Origin of the sequence: Streptomyces spiroverticillatus (assembly GCA_014650415.1) — a bacterium.
GTDB classification, from domain to species: Bacteria; Actinomycetota; Actinomycetes; order Streptomycetales; family Streptomycetaceae; genus Streptomyces; species Streptomyces spiroverticillatus.
This window is the reverse complement of record BMUX01000006.1, coordinates 85,918-101,709: the sequence shown is the minus strand read 5'-3', so window position 1 is coordinate 101,709 and position 15,792 is coordinate 85,918. Positions and strand designations below refer to the sequence as shown.

At 71.1% G+C, this 15,792-nt stretch carries 14 protein-coding genes and 1 tRNA gene; 9 read left to right on the top strand and 6 right to left on the bottom strand.

Annotation, left to right across the window (positions count from 1 at the left end):
* Window positions 1–75 precede the first annotated feature (75 nt).
* The 8 genes from IE269_RS17685 (at window position 76) to IE269_RS17650 (ending at window position 6,941) form a co-directional block, all read left to right on the top strand.
* Window positions 76–546, top strand: coding sequence for an Lrp/AsnC family transcriptional regulator (locus tag IE269_RS17685; RefSeq protein WP_189823968.1), 471 nt, complete (start codon window positions 76–78; stop codon window positions 544–546).
* A 55-nt stretch (window positions 547–601) separates the two neighbouring features.
* Window positions 602–1,249: an ABC transporter permease gene (locus IE269_RS17680; RefSeq protein ID WP_189823967.1), complete on the top strand. Its 648-nt coding sequence runs from the start codon at window positions 602–604 to the stop codon at window positions 1,247–1,249.
* Window positions 1,242–2,543 (top strand): betaine/proline/choline family ABC transporter ATP-binding protein, encoded by a 1,302-nt coding sequence (locus tag IE269_RS17675; RefSeq protein ID WP_189823966.1) that lies wholly within the window; start codon window positions 1,242–1,244, stop codon window positions 2,541–2,543. The genes IE269_RS17680 and IE269_RS17675 overlap by 8 nt, the downstream gene beginning before the upstream one ends.
* Window positions 2,540–3,472 carry an ABC transporter permease gene (locus IE269_RS17670; RefSeq protein WP_438817584.1) on the top strand — a complete coding sequence of 311 codons (933 nt, stop codon included), beginning with the start codon at window positions 2,540–2,542 and terminating at the stop codon, window positions 3,470–3,472. Before IE269_RS17675 ends, IE269_RS17670 begins: the two co-directional genes overlap by 4 nt.
* Window positions 3,469–4,443, top strand: a complete 975-nt coding sequence (locus IE269_RS17665; protein ID WP_189823965.1) for a glycine betaine ABC transporter substrate-binding protein — start codon at window positions 3,469–3,471, stop codon at window positions 4,441–4,443. Before IE269_RS17670 ends, IE269_RS17665 begins: the two co-directional genes overlap by 4 nt.
* Window positions 4,444–4,566: 123 nt before the next feature.
* A complete protein-coding gene (locus IE269_RS17660; protein WP_189823964.1) occupies window positions 4,567–5,226 on the top strand; it encodes an ArsR/SmtB family transcription factor in 660 nt (219 codons plus the stop codon).
* Window positions 5,227–5,292: 66 nt separating this feature from the next.
* Window positions 5,293–5,505: a hypothetical protein gene (locus tag IE269_RS17655; protein ID WP_189823963.1), complete on the top strand. Its 213-nt coding sequence runs from the start codon at window positions 5,293–5,295 to the stop codon at window positions 5,503–5,505.
* Window positions 5,506–5,618: 113 nt separating this feature from the next.
* The gene (locus tag IE269_RS17650; RefSeq protein ID WP_189824273.1) at window positions 5,619–6,941 is read left to right on the top strand and encodes an MFS transporter; all 1,323 of its coding nucleotides are present in this window, start codon (window positions 5,619–5,621) and stop codon (window positions 6,939–6,941) included.
* Here the strand turns inward: IE269_RS17650 and IE269_RS17645 are convergent.
* The 4 genes from IE269_RS17645 to IE269_RS17630 all read right to left on the bottom strand — a co-directional run bounded on the left by IE269_RS17645 (window position 6,892) and on the right by IE269_RS17630 (window position 12,905).
* Window positions 6,892–7,701: a hypothetical protein gene (locus tag IE269_RS17645; RefSeq protein ID WP_189823962.1), complete on the bottom strand. Its 810-nt coding sequence runs from the start codon at window positions 7,699–7,701 to the stop codon at window positions 6,892–6,894. The genes IE269_RS17650 and IE269_RS17645 overlap by 50 nt on opposite strands.
* 94 nt (window positions 7,702–7,795) lie before the next feature.
* A complete protein-coding gene (locus IE269_RS17640) occupies window positions 7,796–8,437 on the bottom strand; it encodes an IclR family transcriptional regulator (RefSeq protein WP_189823961.1) in 642 nt (213 codons plus the stop codon).
* Window positions 8,438–9,018: 581 nt separating this feature from the next.
* Window positions 9,019–10,860 carry a DEAD/DEAH box helicase gene (locus IE269_RS17635; RefSeq protein ID WP_438817587.1) on the bottom strand — a complete coding sequence of 614 codons (1,842 nt, stop codon included), beginning with the start codon at window positions 10,858–10,860 and terminating at the stop codon, window positions 9,019–9,021.
* Between the two features lie 416 nt (window positions 10,861–11,276).
* Entirely contained in the window at window positions 11,277–12,905 is a 1,629-nt protein-coding gene (locus tag IE269_RS17630; protein ID WP_229897926.1) for an MFS transporter, read from the bottom strand.
* A gap of 423 nt (window positions 12,906–13,328) precedes the next feature.
* Here IE269_RS17630 and IE269_RS17625 point away from each other — a divergent pair.
* A tRNA-Cys gene (locus IE269_RS17625) sits at window positions 13,329–13,400 on the top strand.
* Window positions 13,401–13,507: 107 nt separating this feature from the next.
* Here the strand turns inward: IE269_RS17625 and IE269_RS17620 are convergent.
* Together IE269_RS17620 and IE269_RS17615 are read right to left on the bottom strand one after the other, a co-directional pair.
* Window positions 13,508–14,851, bottom strand: a complete 1,344-nt coding sequence (locus tag IE269_RS17620; protein ID WP_229897927.1) for a lactonase family protein — start codon at window positions 14,849–14,851, stop codon at window positions 13,508–13,510.
* Between the two features lie 372 nt (window positions 14,852–15,223).
* Complete coding sequence (locus IE269_RS17615) at window positions 15,224–15,778, bottom strand: P-loop nucleotide/nucleoside kinase family protein (RefSeq protein WP_189823960.1); 555 nt, start codon at window positions 15,776–15,778, stop codon at window positions 15,224–15,226.
* Between the last annotated feature and the right edge of the window lie 14 nt (window positions 15,779–15,792).

The following is a 15,792-nucleotide window of genomic DNA, read 5'->3' as shown; positions in this document are numbered from 1 at the left end:
CGCTGGTCAATGTGCATAGCGGAGGGCGAGGATGGCCGGGCTATCTGTACAGGATGACCACCCCTGGGGGCAGGCATGGCAGTGGACGAGCTCGACGGGCGGCTGATCGTGCTGCTGGCGCGGGAGCCGAGGATCGGTGTGCTGGAGGCGTCGCGACGGCTCGGTGTGGCGCGCGGGACCGTGCAGGCGCGGATGGACCGGCTTCAGTCGAATGGCGTCATCCGGGGGTTCGGGCCGGACGTGGACCCCGCCGCGCTCGGCTATCCGGTGACGGCGTTCGCGACGCTGGAGATCAAACAGGGGCAGGGGGCGGACGTACGGGCGCATCTGACGTCGGTGCCGGAGGTGCTGGAGCTGCACACGACGACCGGACACGGGGACATGCTGTGCCGGCTGGTCGCGCGCTCGAACGCGGACCTTCAACGTGTGATCGACCGGGTTGTGGGTTTTGATGGCATCGTCCGGGCTTCCACGGCAATCGTCATGGAAAATCCCGTTCCGCTGCGGATCATCCCGTTGGTGGAGCAGGCGTCCGGGCTGACCTGACCGTTGTCCTGGCAGCGGTCCTGACCGTTGCCTCACGTACGCCGAGGAGTGACCCGTGAATTTCTGGGAGTACCTCGGCAACCGGTACCAGCAGCTGCTGGCCGACGCGTTCCAGCATGCGAGCGCGGTGTTCCAGTGCATGGTCGTGGCGACCGTGCTCGGCGTGCTGATCGGCGTCCTGACGTACCGCAGCGAATGGGCCGGGAACCTGGCCACCACGGCGGCCTCCGGCATCCTGACCGTGCCCTCGCTGGCGCTGATCGGTCTGCTGATTCCGCTGGTGGGACTGGGTGTGGCGCCGACCGTGATCGCGCTGGTGCTGTACGGGCTGCTGCCGATCGTACGGAACGCGATCGTGGGCCTGCGGGGCGTCGACCCGACGCTGGTGGACGCGGCACGCGGCATCGGCATGTCGCGGGCGGCGCAGCTCGTGCGGGTGGAGCTGCCGCTCGCGTGGCCGCCGATCCTGACCGGGATCCGGGTCGCCACGCAGATGCTGATGGGCATCGCCGCGATCGCCGCATACGCCTCCGGGCCCGGACTCGGCAACGAGATCTTCCGGGGCATCTCGTCGCTCGGCAGCAAGAACGCGCTGAACCAGGTGCTGGCCGGGACGCTCGGCATCGTGCTGCTCGCCCTGCTCTTCGACGCCGTGTACGTCCTGGTGGGGCGTCTGACCATCCCGAGGGGGATTCGTGCCTGAGACGCCCGTTGCCACGAGTGGTGCCGCCGCGGGTTCCGGGGCTGCTTCGGCTTCCGGGGCTGCTTCGGCTTCCGGTGCCGCGATCCGGCTGGAGAACCTGACCAAGCAGTACGCGGGGAACCCGTACCCCTCCGTCGACAACGTGACGATGGAGATCAGGGCGGGCGAGACCGTCGTCTTCGTCGGGCCCTCCGGCGGTGGCAAGACCACCCTGCTGAAGATGATCAACCGGCTGATCGAGCCGACGTCCGGGCGGATCCGGATCGACGGCGAGGACGTCACCGACATGGATCCGGTGAAGCTGCGCCGGAAAATCGGGTACGCCATCCAGTCGTCCGGTCTTTTCCCGCACATGACGGTCGCGCAGAACATCGCGCTGGTGCCGAAGATGGTGGGCTGGAGCAAGTCGCGGGTTCAGGACCGGGTCGAGGAGATGCTCGACCTGGTGGGGCTCGATCCGGGGCAGTTCCGGGGGCGGTATCCGCGCCAGCTGTCGGGCGGGCAGCAGCAACGGGTGGGTGTGGCAAGGGCGTTGGCGGCCGATCCGCCGGTTCTGTTGATGGACGAGCCGTTCGGGGCCGTCGACCCGATCACCCGTGATCACTTGCAGGACGAGCTGATCCGGCTCCAGCACGAGCTGCACAAGACGATCGTCTTCGTCACGCACGACTTCGACGAGGCGATCAAGCTCGGGGACCGGATCGCGGTGCTGCGGGACCGGTCGCACATCGCCCAGTTCGACACGCCCGAGGCGATCCTGACGAACCCGGCGGACGACTTCGTGTCGGGGTTCGTGGGCGCGGGGGCGGCGCTGAAGCGGCTGAACCTGACGCGCGTACGGGATGTGGAGATCGCCGACTTCCCGACGGTGACGGTCGACGACCCGCTCCAGGACATCTTCGACAAGCTGCGGGACTCGCAGGGGAACGAGCTTCTGCTCCTTGACCGGCATCGGCGGCCGTACAAGTGGCTGCGGCGGGGCGACCTGAGCCGGGCGAAGGGTTCGCTGGCGCGGGCCGGGACGCTGGTGCACGACACGGTGACGCGGGACGCGACGCTGCGGGACGCGCTGGAGGCGGTGCTGATCGACAACGGGGGGCGGGTGGCGGTCACCGGGCGGCGCGGGGAGTACACGGGCGTCGTGGACATGGCGACGCTGATGAACTCCGTACAGGAAATGCTGGAGGCGGACCGGCTGGAGGCGGCGGAGCACCGGTCGGCGGGGGGCCTGCCGGAGGAGGGGCTGGAGCATCCCTTCGTACGGGATGCGGGTGGGCCGGAGGGGCCCGCGTGAGCCCGTCGAGCGTGGGCGGGGCGGGCTCGGGCGCGGGCGCGGACGGCCGGGGCGGTTCGGGCGGCGGTGACCGGGGGCGGCCCGAGGGTGAGCACGAGGTGCGGGGTGTGGCCTTCCGGGACGACGGGGCCGAGACCGGGGCGCCGGAGGCGGCGGGGGTGGGGTCGGCGGTGGCCTCGGAGCGGCTGCCTCGAAGGGTGACGTGGCTGAAGGTGGTGCTGATGCCGGCGGTGCTGGCGGTGGTGCTGCTGGTGACGTGGCTGTGGTTCCGCTCGGCGGACCTGGACTCGATCGCACAGAACGCGCTGGCCGACGGCAATGTGTGGCTGCGCTTCAAGGAACACGTCGAACTGACCGCGATCTCCACCTTCTTCGTGCTGGTCATCGCGATCCCGCTGGGCATCCTGCTGACCCGGCCCGCGCTGCGCAGGGCCGCACCGGTCGCCACCGCGCTGGCCAACATCGGGCAGGCGACGCCCGCGATCGGACTCCTCGCCCTGCTGGTGATCTGGCTGGGGATCGGGAAGAAGGCCGCCCTGATCGGCATGGTCGTCTACGCGGTGCTGCCGGTGCTCTCCAACACCATCGCGGGACTGCGGGCCAACGATCCGACGCTGCTGGAGGCGGCGCGCGGGATCGGCATGTCGAGGGCCGGCGTGCTGACGAAGATCGAACTGCCGCTGGCGGTGCCGCTGATCCTGGCGGGCGTACGGACGGCGCTGGTGCTGAACGTCGGCACGGCGACGCTGGCCGCCTTCGGGGGCGGCGGCGGGCTGGGCGACCTGATCACCAGCGGCATCCAGACGCAGCGGATGCCGGTGCTGGTGCTGGGGTCGCTGCTGACGGTGGCGCTGGCGCTGTTCGTGGACTGGCTGGCGTCGCTGGTGGAGCTGTTGCTGCGGCCGCGGGGACTGGAGGTCGGGGTATGAGGCGCGCTCTGGTGGGGCTGGCTCTCGGCGGGGTACTGGTTTCCGGCGCGTCAGGCTGCGGCCTGACCAGCGGCAGCCCGATGGTGGACGACGTACGGCCCGGAACGGTCGGGGCGGGGCTGCCGCTGAAGGGTGCGCGGCTGACGGTCACGTCGAAGGAGTTCACGGAGCAGCTCGTGCTCGGGCAGATCCTGGGGCTCGTCTTCGAGGCGGCGGGTGCGGACGTACTGGACCGGACCGGCATCCAGGGCTCGATCGGTGCGCGGGAGGCCGTCAAGGGCGGCGACGCGGACGTGATGTACGAGTACACGGGCACGGCATGGATCACGTACCTCGGCAACGACAAACCGATCACCGACCCGCGCGCGCAGTGGGAGGCGGTCCGCGACGCGGACGCGGCGAACGGCATCAGCTGGCTGCCCCCGGCCACCCTCAACAACACGTACGCGCTGGCCATGAACGCGGCCAACGAGAAGAAGTACGGGACCAAGACCCTCTCCGACGTGGCCGCCCTCTCCCAGAAGGACCCGGCGGCGGTGACGGCGTGCGTGGGCGCGGAGTTCGCGTCGCGGGACGACGGGGTGCCGGGGATGGAGAAGGCGTACGGGATGAAGATCCCGCCCGCCAACCTGATCAAGATGGACACCGGCGTCATCTACACCCAGATCGCGGCCGGCACGTCCTGCACGTACGGGGCGGTGTTCACCACCGACGGCCGGATCAAGGCGATGAACCTGACGGTGATGGAGGACGACAAGCGCTTCTTCCCCAACTACAACGCCGCCCCCGAGGTCAACAGCGAGACCCTGAAGAAGCACCCGGCGATCGCGGACCTGCTGGCCCCGATCACGGCGAAGCTCAGCAATGAGGTCGCGCAGGAACTGAACGCCAAGGTGGACGTCGACGGGGACGATCCCCATGCGGTGGCGAAGGACTGGCTGGTCAGGGAGGGCTTCATCAAGGAGGGGTAGGGGGTGGGGAGTTGGGGGCGCGGGGTGAGTCATAGGTGGACGCTGGGTGCCAACACTTCGTTGCAAAGCACTAGTTGCAAAAAGACCCTTGCAACTGAGTCTTTGCAACTCTACGGTTGAGGCATGCCCGAACTTGACGACGCCGCCACCGGTCCGGCCGAGCCGCTGCCGGACGCCCCGAGCCCCGAGGGGCCCCAGGAGCAGTCCGCCGAGCGGAAGATCCACGCGCTCGACGCCCGCACCCTGCGTGGCCTCGCCCACCCCCTGCGCATCCAGATCCTGCGCGCCCTGCGCCTGACCGGCCCGGCCACCGCCTCCCAACTGGCGGAAAGACTGGGCGAGTCGAGCGGGGCGACCAGCTACCACCTGCGGCAGCTGGCGGCGTACGGGTTCGTGGAGGACGCCCCGGAGCGGGGCAAGGGGCGCGAGCGGTGGTGGCGGTCGGCACATGACGGGACGACGTTCGACTCGTCGCTGGCCAACAGCCCGGACCCGGCGGTGCGCGGGGCGGCGGACCTCTTCATGCACGAGGTCGCCAACCAGCACACACAGGAGCTCAGCACTTGGATCGCCACCGCGCGCGACTGGCCGGAGAACTGGCGTCGGTCCACCGAAATGAGCGACTTCACCATGGCCCTCACTCCGGAGCTGGCGCGTGAACTCAACGTCCGCATCAACGAGTTGATCGAGAGCTACCGTCCTGCCGACGACGGCGACGAGCTGCCGGAGGGCTCCCGGAAGTACCGGCTGCACCTGCACGGCTTCCCGCTCCCCAAGGGCTGACGCCCCCCTTCCTGAGCACGGCCCACCCCTCCCCCGGCACCACCACGACCGAGAGGAAGCACCGCCATGCACCCGGACACCTTCCGCCACGTACACCACGCCCGCACCGCCGACCTCCAGCGCGAGGCCACCGCCGACCGCCGGGCCTCCGCCGCGCCGCACACGGACCTGCCCACCCGTGATGTACGCGCCCAAGTGGGCTGGGCCCTCGTTGAGTTGGGCCTGCGGCTCGTCCGCACCTCCGGCGACACCCGGTTCCGTACGGCCGACGTCTCGTGAGCCGCGGCCTGCGGGCAGGGGGGCCGCAGGGCCGGGGCCGCGCCGGAGGCGCGAGCGGCGGAACCGACCGGCGACCGCTCGCCGCCCTCCTCACCGCGCACACCATCTCCACCATGGGCAACTCGCTCACCCTGATCGGCGTGCCCTGGTTCGTGCTCCAGACCACCGGCAGCGCGGGCCGGGCCGGTGTCGTGGCGTTCTGCGCGACGCTGCCGGTGGTGGTGGCGGCGCTGGTGGGCGGGCCGCTGATCGACCGGTTCGGGCGGCGGCGCACCAGCGTCACCACGGACCTGATCTGCGGCCTCACGGTCTCCGCGATCCCCCTGCTGCACTACGCGGGGGTGCTGGAGTTCTGGATGCTGTGCACCCTGATGGCGCTCGGCGGTCTGGTCGCCACGCCCGGCATGACCTCCCGGTCGGTGCTCATCCCCGACCTCGCCGAACGCGCCGGGACCACCCTCTCCCGGGCCGCCTCCCTCTTCGAGGCCGCGTCGGGCGGGGCCCGCATGGCCGGCGCCTCGCTCGCCGGTGTGCTGATCGCGCTGCTGGGCGCTGAGGCGGTGCTGTTCCTCGACGGGGCGACCTTCGCCGTCTCGGCGGCACTGATCGCGGGCGGGGTGCGCGGGGTGCGGGCGGCGGAGCCGATGAAGTCGACCGCCCGGACCTCCTTCGCCGACTACCGGCGCAACCTGCGCGAGGGCTACGCGTACGTGGCGTCCGGCGGACTGCTGCTGGCCGTCGTCCTGATGGTGATGCTCACCAACGGACTGAACCAGTCGTGGAGCGCGGTCCTCTTCCCCGTGCACGCCCGGGACAACCTCGGCGGGGCCACCCAACTCGGCCTGCTGAGCGCCATGTTCGGCGCGGCGACGCTGCTCGGATCGTTGTTGTACGGGGCCGTGGGGCACCGCTTCTCGCGGCGCGCGGTCTTCACGACCGCGTTCCTCCTGGGCGAGGTGCCGCGCTTCCTGGTCGCCGCGCTGACGGACAGCACACTGCCGCTGGCGTTCACCATGGCCTTCGGCGGGCTGCTGATCGGCACGCTCAACCCGATCCTGTCCACGGTCGTCTTCGAGCGCGTACCGCAGCAGCTGCGGACCCGCGTCCAGGGCATCATCACGGCGGGCTGCCAGCTGACGATGCCGCTGGGCGGCCTGACGGCGGGCTTCCTGGTCGAGGGAACGAGCCTGCGCACGGCGCTGCTGCTGGTCGGCGGGCTCTACTTCGTGGCGACGCTGAGCCCGCTGGTCTTCCCGTCCTGGCGAACCATGGACGACGTACCGCCGGAGACGACTCCGGGGATGGCACCGGAGGGGGCTGCGGGGGCGATGCCGCTGCGAGCTCCGGGGGCCACCCCGCAAACGGCTGCGGAGCAGCCTGCGCTGGTCAGCAGCTCGGAACCTTCCCCGCCCCGCCCTTCTTCGCCAGCTCCCTGAGCGAGGACACCGCGTCGTCGAGGGTGCTCACCGGCACCAGGCGCATCCCGTCCGGCAGGTCGGACTTCGCCTGCTCGCACTCCGCCTTCGGTACGAGGAAGACGGTCGAGCCGTCCGCCCTGGCGCCCTTGATCTTCAGCGGTACGCCGCCGACCTGGCCGACCGTGCCGTCCGCCTCGATGGTCCCCGTACCGGCGACGTCGAGACCGCCGGTGAGGTCGCCGCCCGCACCGTTGCCGTCGATCTTGTCGATGATGCCGAGGGTGAACAGGAGCCCGGCACTGGGCCCTCCGACGTCGGCGAGGTTGAGGGTGACCTTGGCGCCCTTGCCCTTGTCGCCGAGGTAATTGAGGGCGGCGGAGACGGCGCTGTTCTGCGACTTCACCATCTCGCCCTGGTTGTACTCGGAGATCTCCTTGTCGTCGCCGCCGACCGGGTAGACCACGCTGTGCGGCATGACCGCCCGGTCGTCCCGGAACCAGGCGTCGGCCAGCTCGGCAACCCGGTGGTCGATGGAGGGGCCGGTGGCGACGATGGTCGTCATCCGCAGCTTCCCGTCGGTCTCCCGGGTCGGCACCCCGGTCACGCTGATCACCGGCCGGCCCTTGCTGTCCTTGCCCAGGACATCGGTGGCCGACCCGGGCTGCGCCACCGCGAACGGCAACGGCGCCAGGGCCGCCACCCCCAGCAGCACGACGACGGGCAGGGCGCAGAGGGCGAGACGGCTGTTGCGGGAGAGCCGAGAGAAAAGAGGGAGCACGCCCCCAATCTATCGGCCGCCCCGCACACCCCTGTCCTGCCGGGCCGGGCCCCTGTCCAGCCGGGACGCGCCCCTGTCCGGCCGAGCCGCGCCCCTACCTGAGTGCGTCGGCGACCTCCCGGGCCGCGTCGACCACCCGGGGCCCGACCCGCTCGGGCACCGAGTCGGAGAGCATGACGACCCCCACGCTCCCCTCCACCCCGGTGACCCCTATGAGCGGCGCGGCGGCCCCGCTCGCCCCGGCCTCCAGCTCGCCGTGGGTCAGCGTGTACCCGGGCTCGGTCAGGACGCTCTGCCGGGCGGCCAGGATCGCCCGCCCCGCGGCCCCCCGGTCGAGCGGGTGGCGGAAGCCCGCCCGGTAGGCCACGTGGTAGTCCGTCCAGGTCGGCTCGACCACGGCGACGGCGAGGGCCTCCGCGCCGTCGACCAGGGTGAGGTGGGCCGTCGCCCCTATGTCCTCGGCGAGGGAGCGCAGCGCGGGGAGCGCCGCCTCCCGCACCAGGGGGTGAACCTGCCGGCCCAGCCGCAGCACCCCGAGCCCGACCCGGGCGCGGCCGCCCAGGTCCCGGCGGACGAGGGCGTGCTGTTCCAGCGTGGCGAGCAGCCGGTAGACCACCGTGCGATTGACGCCGAGTTTGTTGGACAACTCGGTGACCGTCAGACCGTGGTCCGTATCGGCGAGCAGCTTGAGGACCCGTAGTCCTCTGTCGAGCGTCTGGGAAGTCTCCGCGGTCACGACGCCCACTCCTCTGTGGTGAGTGCGGACGGTCCTGCTGCGCATCGATCGCGTCGCCGGTCCCGTCGGCAACGCGCGCAGAGGCCGCCGGCAGGCCATGGCACCGGCTGCGCTCCGAGGCGGCGCTGCCACGGGGCGTTATGCGTTGCCGGAAAGGTAGCGATCCACTCCGCTCAGCGGAAGACCTCGTCCAGAATCCGGGCGCGGAAAGGGAGTTGACCCCTCCGGCACCCCGCACACCACCCACCGAAACCCACCGGAATCCCCCGTCGGGAACACCCGGGGCCCCTTCGGGACCAAAGTCACGAACGGGTGGGACTTTTGGGCATATACCCGCGCTGACCAGCGCAATACTGTGACTGTCATGCCGAGGGCCGACCGTGGGGGCCGACCCTCGGATGTGATCCCGTCCTCGCGGGACGGCAGGGCGGGACCCGGAGCACGCACAGATCCGGATCCCGCCCTCAGTCGTTTCCCGGGACCCCAGGCCCCGCCCCGGGACCCCAGGTCCCCGCCCCGGGCCCCCAGGGCCCCGCCCCCGGGACCCCATGCCCCCCGGGGCCGTCACCCGGGCCCGGACCTCACCGCATCCGGGTGGCCCACTCCTGGACCTTCTTGATGCGCTCCTTGAGCTGCCCGGCCGTCGCCTCCGCGCTCGGCGGACCGCCGCAGACCCGGCGCAGTTCGGTGTGGATGACACCGTGCGGCTTGCCGCTCTGATGGACGTACGCCCCGACCATCGTGTTCAGCGACTTCCGCAGCTCGAGCAGCTGCTTGTGGGTGACGACCGGCCTGGCCTCGGCCGCCTTCTCCAGCAGGTCGGCCTCGGCGGCGGGCTTCTGCCGGCTGTGCGCGATCTGCCGGGTCTGCCGCTTCTGGAGCAGCAGCTGCACCTGGTCGGGCTCCAGGAGCCCCGGAATCCCGAGGTAGTCCTGCTCCTCCTCGCTGCCCGGGTGCGCCTGCATCCCGAACTCGGCCCCGTCGTACAGCACCCGGTCGAAGACCGCGTCCGACTCCAGCGCCTCGAACGGCAGCTGGTCCTCAGTCTCCTCGTCCTCCAGCTTCTCCGCGTCGGCGAGGAGCTTGTCCTCCTCCGAGAAGGGGTTCTCCTCCTCGCTGCCGCTCTTCGGCTTGTCGAGGACGTGGTCCCGCTCGACCTCCATCTCGTTCGCAAAGTCGAGCAGCATGGGGATCGTCGGCACGAACACCGACGCCGTCTCGCCCCGGCGCCTCGATCTCACAAAACGCCCCACGGCCTGCGCGAAGAAGAGCGGTGTGGAAATGGTCGTCGCGTACACCCCGACCGCGAGGCGCGGCACGTCGACGCCCTCCGACACCATGCGCACCGCCACCATCCAGCGGGACTCGTCCCCGCTGAACTGGTCGATCTTCTTCGACGCCGCCTTCTCGTCGGAGAGGACCACGGTGGGCTTCTCGCCGGTGACCTTCTTCAGGATCTTGGCGTACTCCCTGGCCGAGTCCTGGTCGGTGGCGATCACCAGCCCGCCCGCGTCGGGGATCCCCTTCCTGACCTCGGTCAGCCGCTTGTCGGCGGCGGCCAGGACGTTGGGGATCCACTCGCCGGTCGGCGCGAGGGCCGTCCGCCAGGCCTGTCCGATGGCGTCCTTGGTCATCGGCTCGCCGAGCCGTGCCGCGATCTCGTCGCCGGCCTTGGTCCGCCACCGCATGTTGCCGCTGTAGCTGAGGAAGATCACGGGCCGCACGACGCCGTCGGCGAGGGCGTTGCCGTAGCCGTAGGTGTAGTCGGCCGATGACCGCCTGATCCCGTCGTTCCCCTCCTCGTACGCCACGAAGGGAATCGGGTTGGTGTCCGACCGGAAGGGCGTACCGGTCAGGGCCAGCCTGCGCGTCGCCGGGTCGAACGCCTCCTGGCACGCCTCGCCCCACGACTTGGAGTCACCGGCGTGGTGGATCTCGTCGAGGATCACCAGCGTCTTGCGCTGCTCGCACCGGTTGCGGTGCAGCATCGGGCGTACGCCGACTCCGGCGTACGTCACCGCGACGCCCTGGTACTCCTTGCTGAGCGGTCCCGCGCTGTACTCGGGGTCGAGCTTGATGCCTATCCGGGCGGCGGCCTCCGCCCACTGCTTCTTCAGGTGCTCGGTCGGGGCGACCACCGTGACCTGCTGCACCACGTGGTGGTGCAGCAGCCACGAGGCGAGCGTCAGCGCGAAGGTCGTCTTTCCGGCGCCGGGCGTCGCCACCGCGAGGAAGTCGCGGGGCTGGTCCTGGATGTACTTCTCCAGCGCCCCCTGCTGCCAGGCTCGCAGCTTGTTGGCGGTGCCCCAGGGGGCACGGCCGGGGAAGGCGGGTGAGAGGTGGTGGGAGGTGGTAGTAGTCACGGTCTCCGGTCGCAGCGTCGGGTACGTGGCGGCTGCCGCGGAGGCCTGCCGGATGAACATCCGGGGCCCGTACGACAACCGGGCCACCTTACCGGCGCTCCACCCGCGACGCGCGGCGAGCGCGTCCGGACGGGCCCTCTTGGGACTCACCTCACAACCCCGTCGAGCAGACCGGCGCCGGCTCGGCGGGCCTGACCGGGACCGGCTCTGGACGGGCCCGGGACGGGCTGGGGACGGGCTGGGGACGGGCCCGAATCCGGCGCGGGGCCGGCCCGGGTCCAGCTCGGGTCCGGTCCGGTTTCGCCTCGGGACCGGCCCGGTTTCGGCTCGGAATCGGCCCGGGTCCGGCCCGGGGCGGCCGTCGCCGCCCGCTCCCGAAACCCGGCCCTGCCCGGGCACGGCATGCCACCGTCCGGGCAGGCGCCGCGCCCCGTCGTGACCCGCCCCGCCCCGCCCCGCTGGGCCCACCACGGCTCCTACGCAGGCTCCCGCTCGCGCAGCCGCGTCGCCACCCAGGCCCCCACCAGCGCCACGCACGCCATCGGCAGGAACACCGCCGCGAACGCCGTCGGGTGGGAACCCCCGGCCGCACCCGTGACCGACGAGTGCGCCGCCACCGAGCCTCCGCCCAGGGCCGCGAAGACCGCCCCGCCGACCGCCAGCAGCATCACGTTGGACAGGCCGTCGGAGATCTGGAGGGCCGCCGAGTTGCTGCCCGCCTCCTCGGGGGCGGAGAGCTTGAGCAGCAGGACGCTGGTCGAGGCGATGACCATGCCCATGCCGAAGCACCCGAAGCCCCACGCGACACCCACGATCCACACCGGAACCGACGGGATCAGCACCGTCGGCACCGCCGCGATGGCCGCCGCGACCAGCACCATGCCGAACGAGACCAACCGCTCCCGGTAGGGCTCCATGCGGGGCCGCGACTGCATGAACGACCCGAGCGCCCAGGTCACCCCGCCGAACGCCAGCGAGAACCCGGCCATCGTCGGCGACAGCCCCCGCTCGGTGACCAGCATCAGCGGCACGAACGACTCCGCCGCGATGAACGAACCCGCCGCCACCCCGCGCAGCAGCACCACCGACGGCAGCCCCCGCGCCGCCCGGTACGTGCCCCGGGGCAGCAGCCCGAGGACCGCCGGCACCAGCAGCGCCGCCCCCAGCGCGGCAGGCAGCAGCGACAGCCACCGCAGGTCCTGGCCCGCGTACTGGAGCAGCGCGGCGCCCAGCGAGATGCCCAGTGCCAGCCGGATCTGCTTGCGGTCGAAGGGAGGTACCGGCGCCTCGGGGTCGGCGGGTCCGGCGGCCATCCGCCGGATCGCCGGCAGGGCGAGCGCCAGCGGGAAGACCACCAGCGCGGGGATGCCGATGAACACCCAGCGCCAGCCGAGGTTCTCCGTGATCGCCCCGGACGCGAGCGGTCCGACGACCGAGGGGATGACCCAGCTCGCGGCGAACGCTGCCAGGATCGCGGGTCGCAGCCGCTCCGGATAGGCCCGGCTGATCACCACGTACAGGGCGACGATCACCAGCCCGCCACCGAGCCCCTGGACGGCCCTCCCCAGGATGAACAGCAGCATGGTCTGCGCCGTGCCCGACAGCAGCAGCCCTGCGGCGAAGGCGGCGATGCCCGTGGTGAGCGGTGCGAGAGGGCCCCGCCGGTCGGCCCATTGACCGGACAGCACCATCGCGAAGAGGCTGGTGGTGAAGTACGCCGAGAACGCGAAGGCGTACAGGGGAATGCCGTGCAGCTCACGGGCGGCCACCGGCATCGCCGTACCTACGGCCGTCGCCTCGAAGGCGATGAGCAGAACGACCGACACGATGCCGATGCTCAGCGCCCGGTGCTTCTTGCCGAGCACCCCTTCCGGCGCGGACAGCGTGAGGACGTCGACGGCCTGAGCCTCCTCGGCGGACCGGTCGCCGGGCGTCCCCCCGGACACATCGCCCGCCCCGCGCGGCGCCTCACCCGACTTGCGCGCCGCGTCACCCGCCGCCCCGGCGTCGGGGACCTCGGCGGATACTTCAGCTGAGCCGTTCGGCGGGTCGTCAGGAATGTCGGTCGGTGCGACATCGGCGTCGCGGGGCCCCAGCACGGTCATAGCCTCAGAGTAAGGGCCGAATCCGGCGTGGACCCCTGTCCGCAGGCGGTACCGATCTCCGCCCTTGGTCGTACGACCGGACGCCGTACGACGCGCCCCGGAGCAGCCACGACGACCTGGAGGACCGTCGTCGTGGACGCCTTCCCCCGCGGCGAGCGGCGGCGGCTTGCAGGGGTGGACTCTCCCCCCCCTGGGGCGACGACCCGGACCGCTTCCGGGCGGCGGTGGCCTCGTTCCTCGGAGCGCTGTGACGCCTCACCGTGACGCGCTCTGTGAACGGGGTGTGGCAGTCGCATTGCACACCGCCGGATTCCCTTGAGGGGGCCCTCAATTCCGTTCTACTGTTCTGGAGTTGCCAAGGAACAAGCTCTCTGGGGAGCAGTCAGTACCTCGTCGATTCCCCCGTGAACCGGTTCCGCACACGGCCGTGTGCCCGAGTGGCTCAGGGGCTCGCCTGCAAAGCGAGTTACGTCGGTTCGATTCCGATCACGGCCTCTGTCCTGCACCCCCTTCCTGTCCTTTTTCGTACGCGGGATCTCCGCGTACGAAAAAGACTAGACGCACCCACTGACAATCGACCGCGAGCACCCCAGATCCCCTGCTCAGAGCGGCAATACGCATACCGGAACAGGGAATTCCAGCGCTGCTCCCGCCGACCTCAGGCGACCCGTCCTCCGATCCACGTGGAAGGTCGTCACCGATCCCGACTTCTGGTGGGAAGCGAACAGCAGGCGACCCGTCGGGTCGAGCACGATGTGCCTCGGGTACGAACCGCCGGAAGGCGTGAGGGCAACAAGGCGCAGCTCGGCCCCGCCGCGTTGGACGGCGAATACGGCGATGCTGTCGTGGCCCCGATTGGACACGTAGACGAAGCGTCCGTCCGGCGAAATGATCACTCCTGCCGGGTAATTGCGCTCGTCGGGCACCGTTCCGCGCGGAAGGGTCGGCTGCGGCTTTCCGGGGGTGAGCATTCCGGTTCGCGGTTCGTACGCACACACCACGAGGGTGCTGTCGAGCTCGTTGACCAGATACACGTGCCTTCCCGCCGGATGGAAGACCAGGTGCCGCGGGCCCGCGCCAGGCCGAGTGGCGGTCCGGCCGATTTCGCGGAGCGTCCCCTTCCGCTCGTCCAGCCGGTACGTGTACACGGAATCGGTCCCGAGGTCGACGGCCAGGATATGGCGGCCCGCCGGATCCGTGACGACTTGATGCACATGCGGGCCTTCCTGGCGCCCCGGATCGGGCCCCGAGCCCTGGTGCCGCACCAGGTCGCTGGCCTCGCCCAGCGCACCGTCGCGCCCGCGAGGGTGCACGGCGAGGCTGCCGCCCGTGTAGTTGGCACTCAGCAGAAACCTTCCGTGCACCGACAGATGACACGGGTCGGCTCCCCCTGTCGACCTGGCCCCGAGCACCTCGGGTGGACGGCCGTCACCGAGACGCATCGCGGTCACGGCCCCTTGCGCCTGCTCGTTGACGGCGTACAGGGTGCGACGATCGGGGGCGAGGGCGAGGTAGGACGGGTTCGCGACCCCGTCGAGCACGCCGGTCGAGGCGAGTGCGCCACGGTCCGGACGGTACGTGGCAAGGCCGATGCCGGTCCCGCCGCCGGGCTGTGTGGTGTACGTGCCCAGGTACGCGGCCCGCAGCGCGGTGGCGGCGGGGCCGTCGTCCGGGGCGGACTCGGCGGCGGAACCGCCCGAAGCAGACTCGGTGGTACGAGCATCCGGAGCGGGGCCTTCCGCGTATGCGCACCCCGGCAGGACCAGGCCGGCGAGGCCCGCGCCTGCGAGGAGGCCCAGTCCCCTTCGGGTCAGGCCGCCTTCCGATTCCCTGCTCGTACGTTCCCCACGCGGCCCGTCCGCCTCGCGCAACCCGCGCGCGCCGCCCGCCCTGCCCGCCCCGTCCGCCTCGCGTGGCACCTGCTTCTCGCCCATGAAGTCCCTCACGCCCCTTCCGTCCCACCGGTACGTCGTGTCGCGCCCCGCATGCTGGCGTAGACCACTGGACAGCGGCAAGGGGACCACGCCGCACGCACCCGGCGGACGACAGAGCGGGCCGGTCCCTCAGGACAAGGGAAAGCCGGAGTTCAGAGCGGGTAGAGGCCGATTGTCAGACCCAGGTGCCACACTCTCTTCCACGCACGAATTTCGTGCGAAGTCGCTGCGGCGGCCGGTTCCTTGTGAACTGCATAGGGAAGACCGTGAGAGCCGACCCGGCTCTCCTCCCGGCAGGCCCTCCTCACTGGACAGCGCGGCCCGCCTTCTCCCCGGCCGCGCGAGAGGCCCGGTACCTCACTGCCCTGCCTCGCCGTCGGCTCCCTACACCCTCGCCTCACTCAGCCGCACGAGGATCTCGTCGACGGTGCCCTTCGGGGTCAGTTCCGAGGAGTCCAGCCACAGGCCGATCCTCGGGGTGGTCTCCCGCATGCCCTGGTCCATGAGGGCAGGGGTCCATCCCTCGCTGTAACCGGTCTTCGCCCGCCCCTCCTCCCTGGCGGCGAGGGCCCCGGCGTCCGGGGCGAGGACGACGACGTACAGCGGCTTGGTGCGCACCAGGCCGACGTACCTCTCCAGTTCCTCGCCGAGGACGATGTCCTGCACGACTGCGGTGAACCCCTCCGAGGCGTACGTGTCGGCGGTGACGGCGGAAAGCCGGTAGCGGAGCCGGAGTTGGGCCAGCGCCTCCTCGCCCGCGTCAGGGGTCATCTCGACGCGGCCCGACACCACCATCCGCCGGAAGACGTCCCCGCGGACATGTACGGCACGAGGCAGCCGCTCGGCAAGCGCCTGGGCGACGGTGGACTTCCCCGCGGCCATCGCGCCCGTCACGAGAACGACGGCGGAATCCAGTTCTGCAATCTTGGAGTCGACCATGAAAGGACCGTATC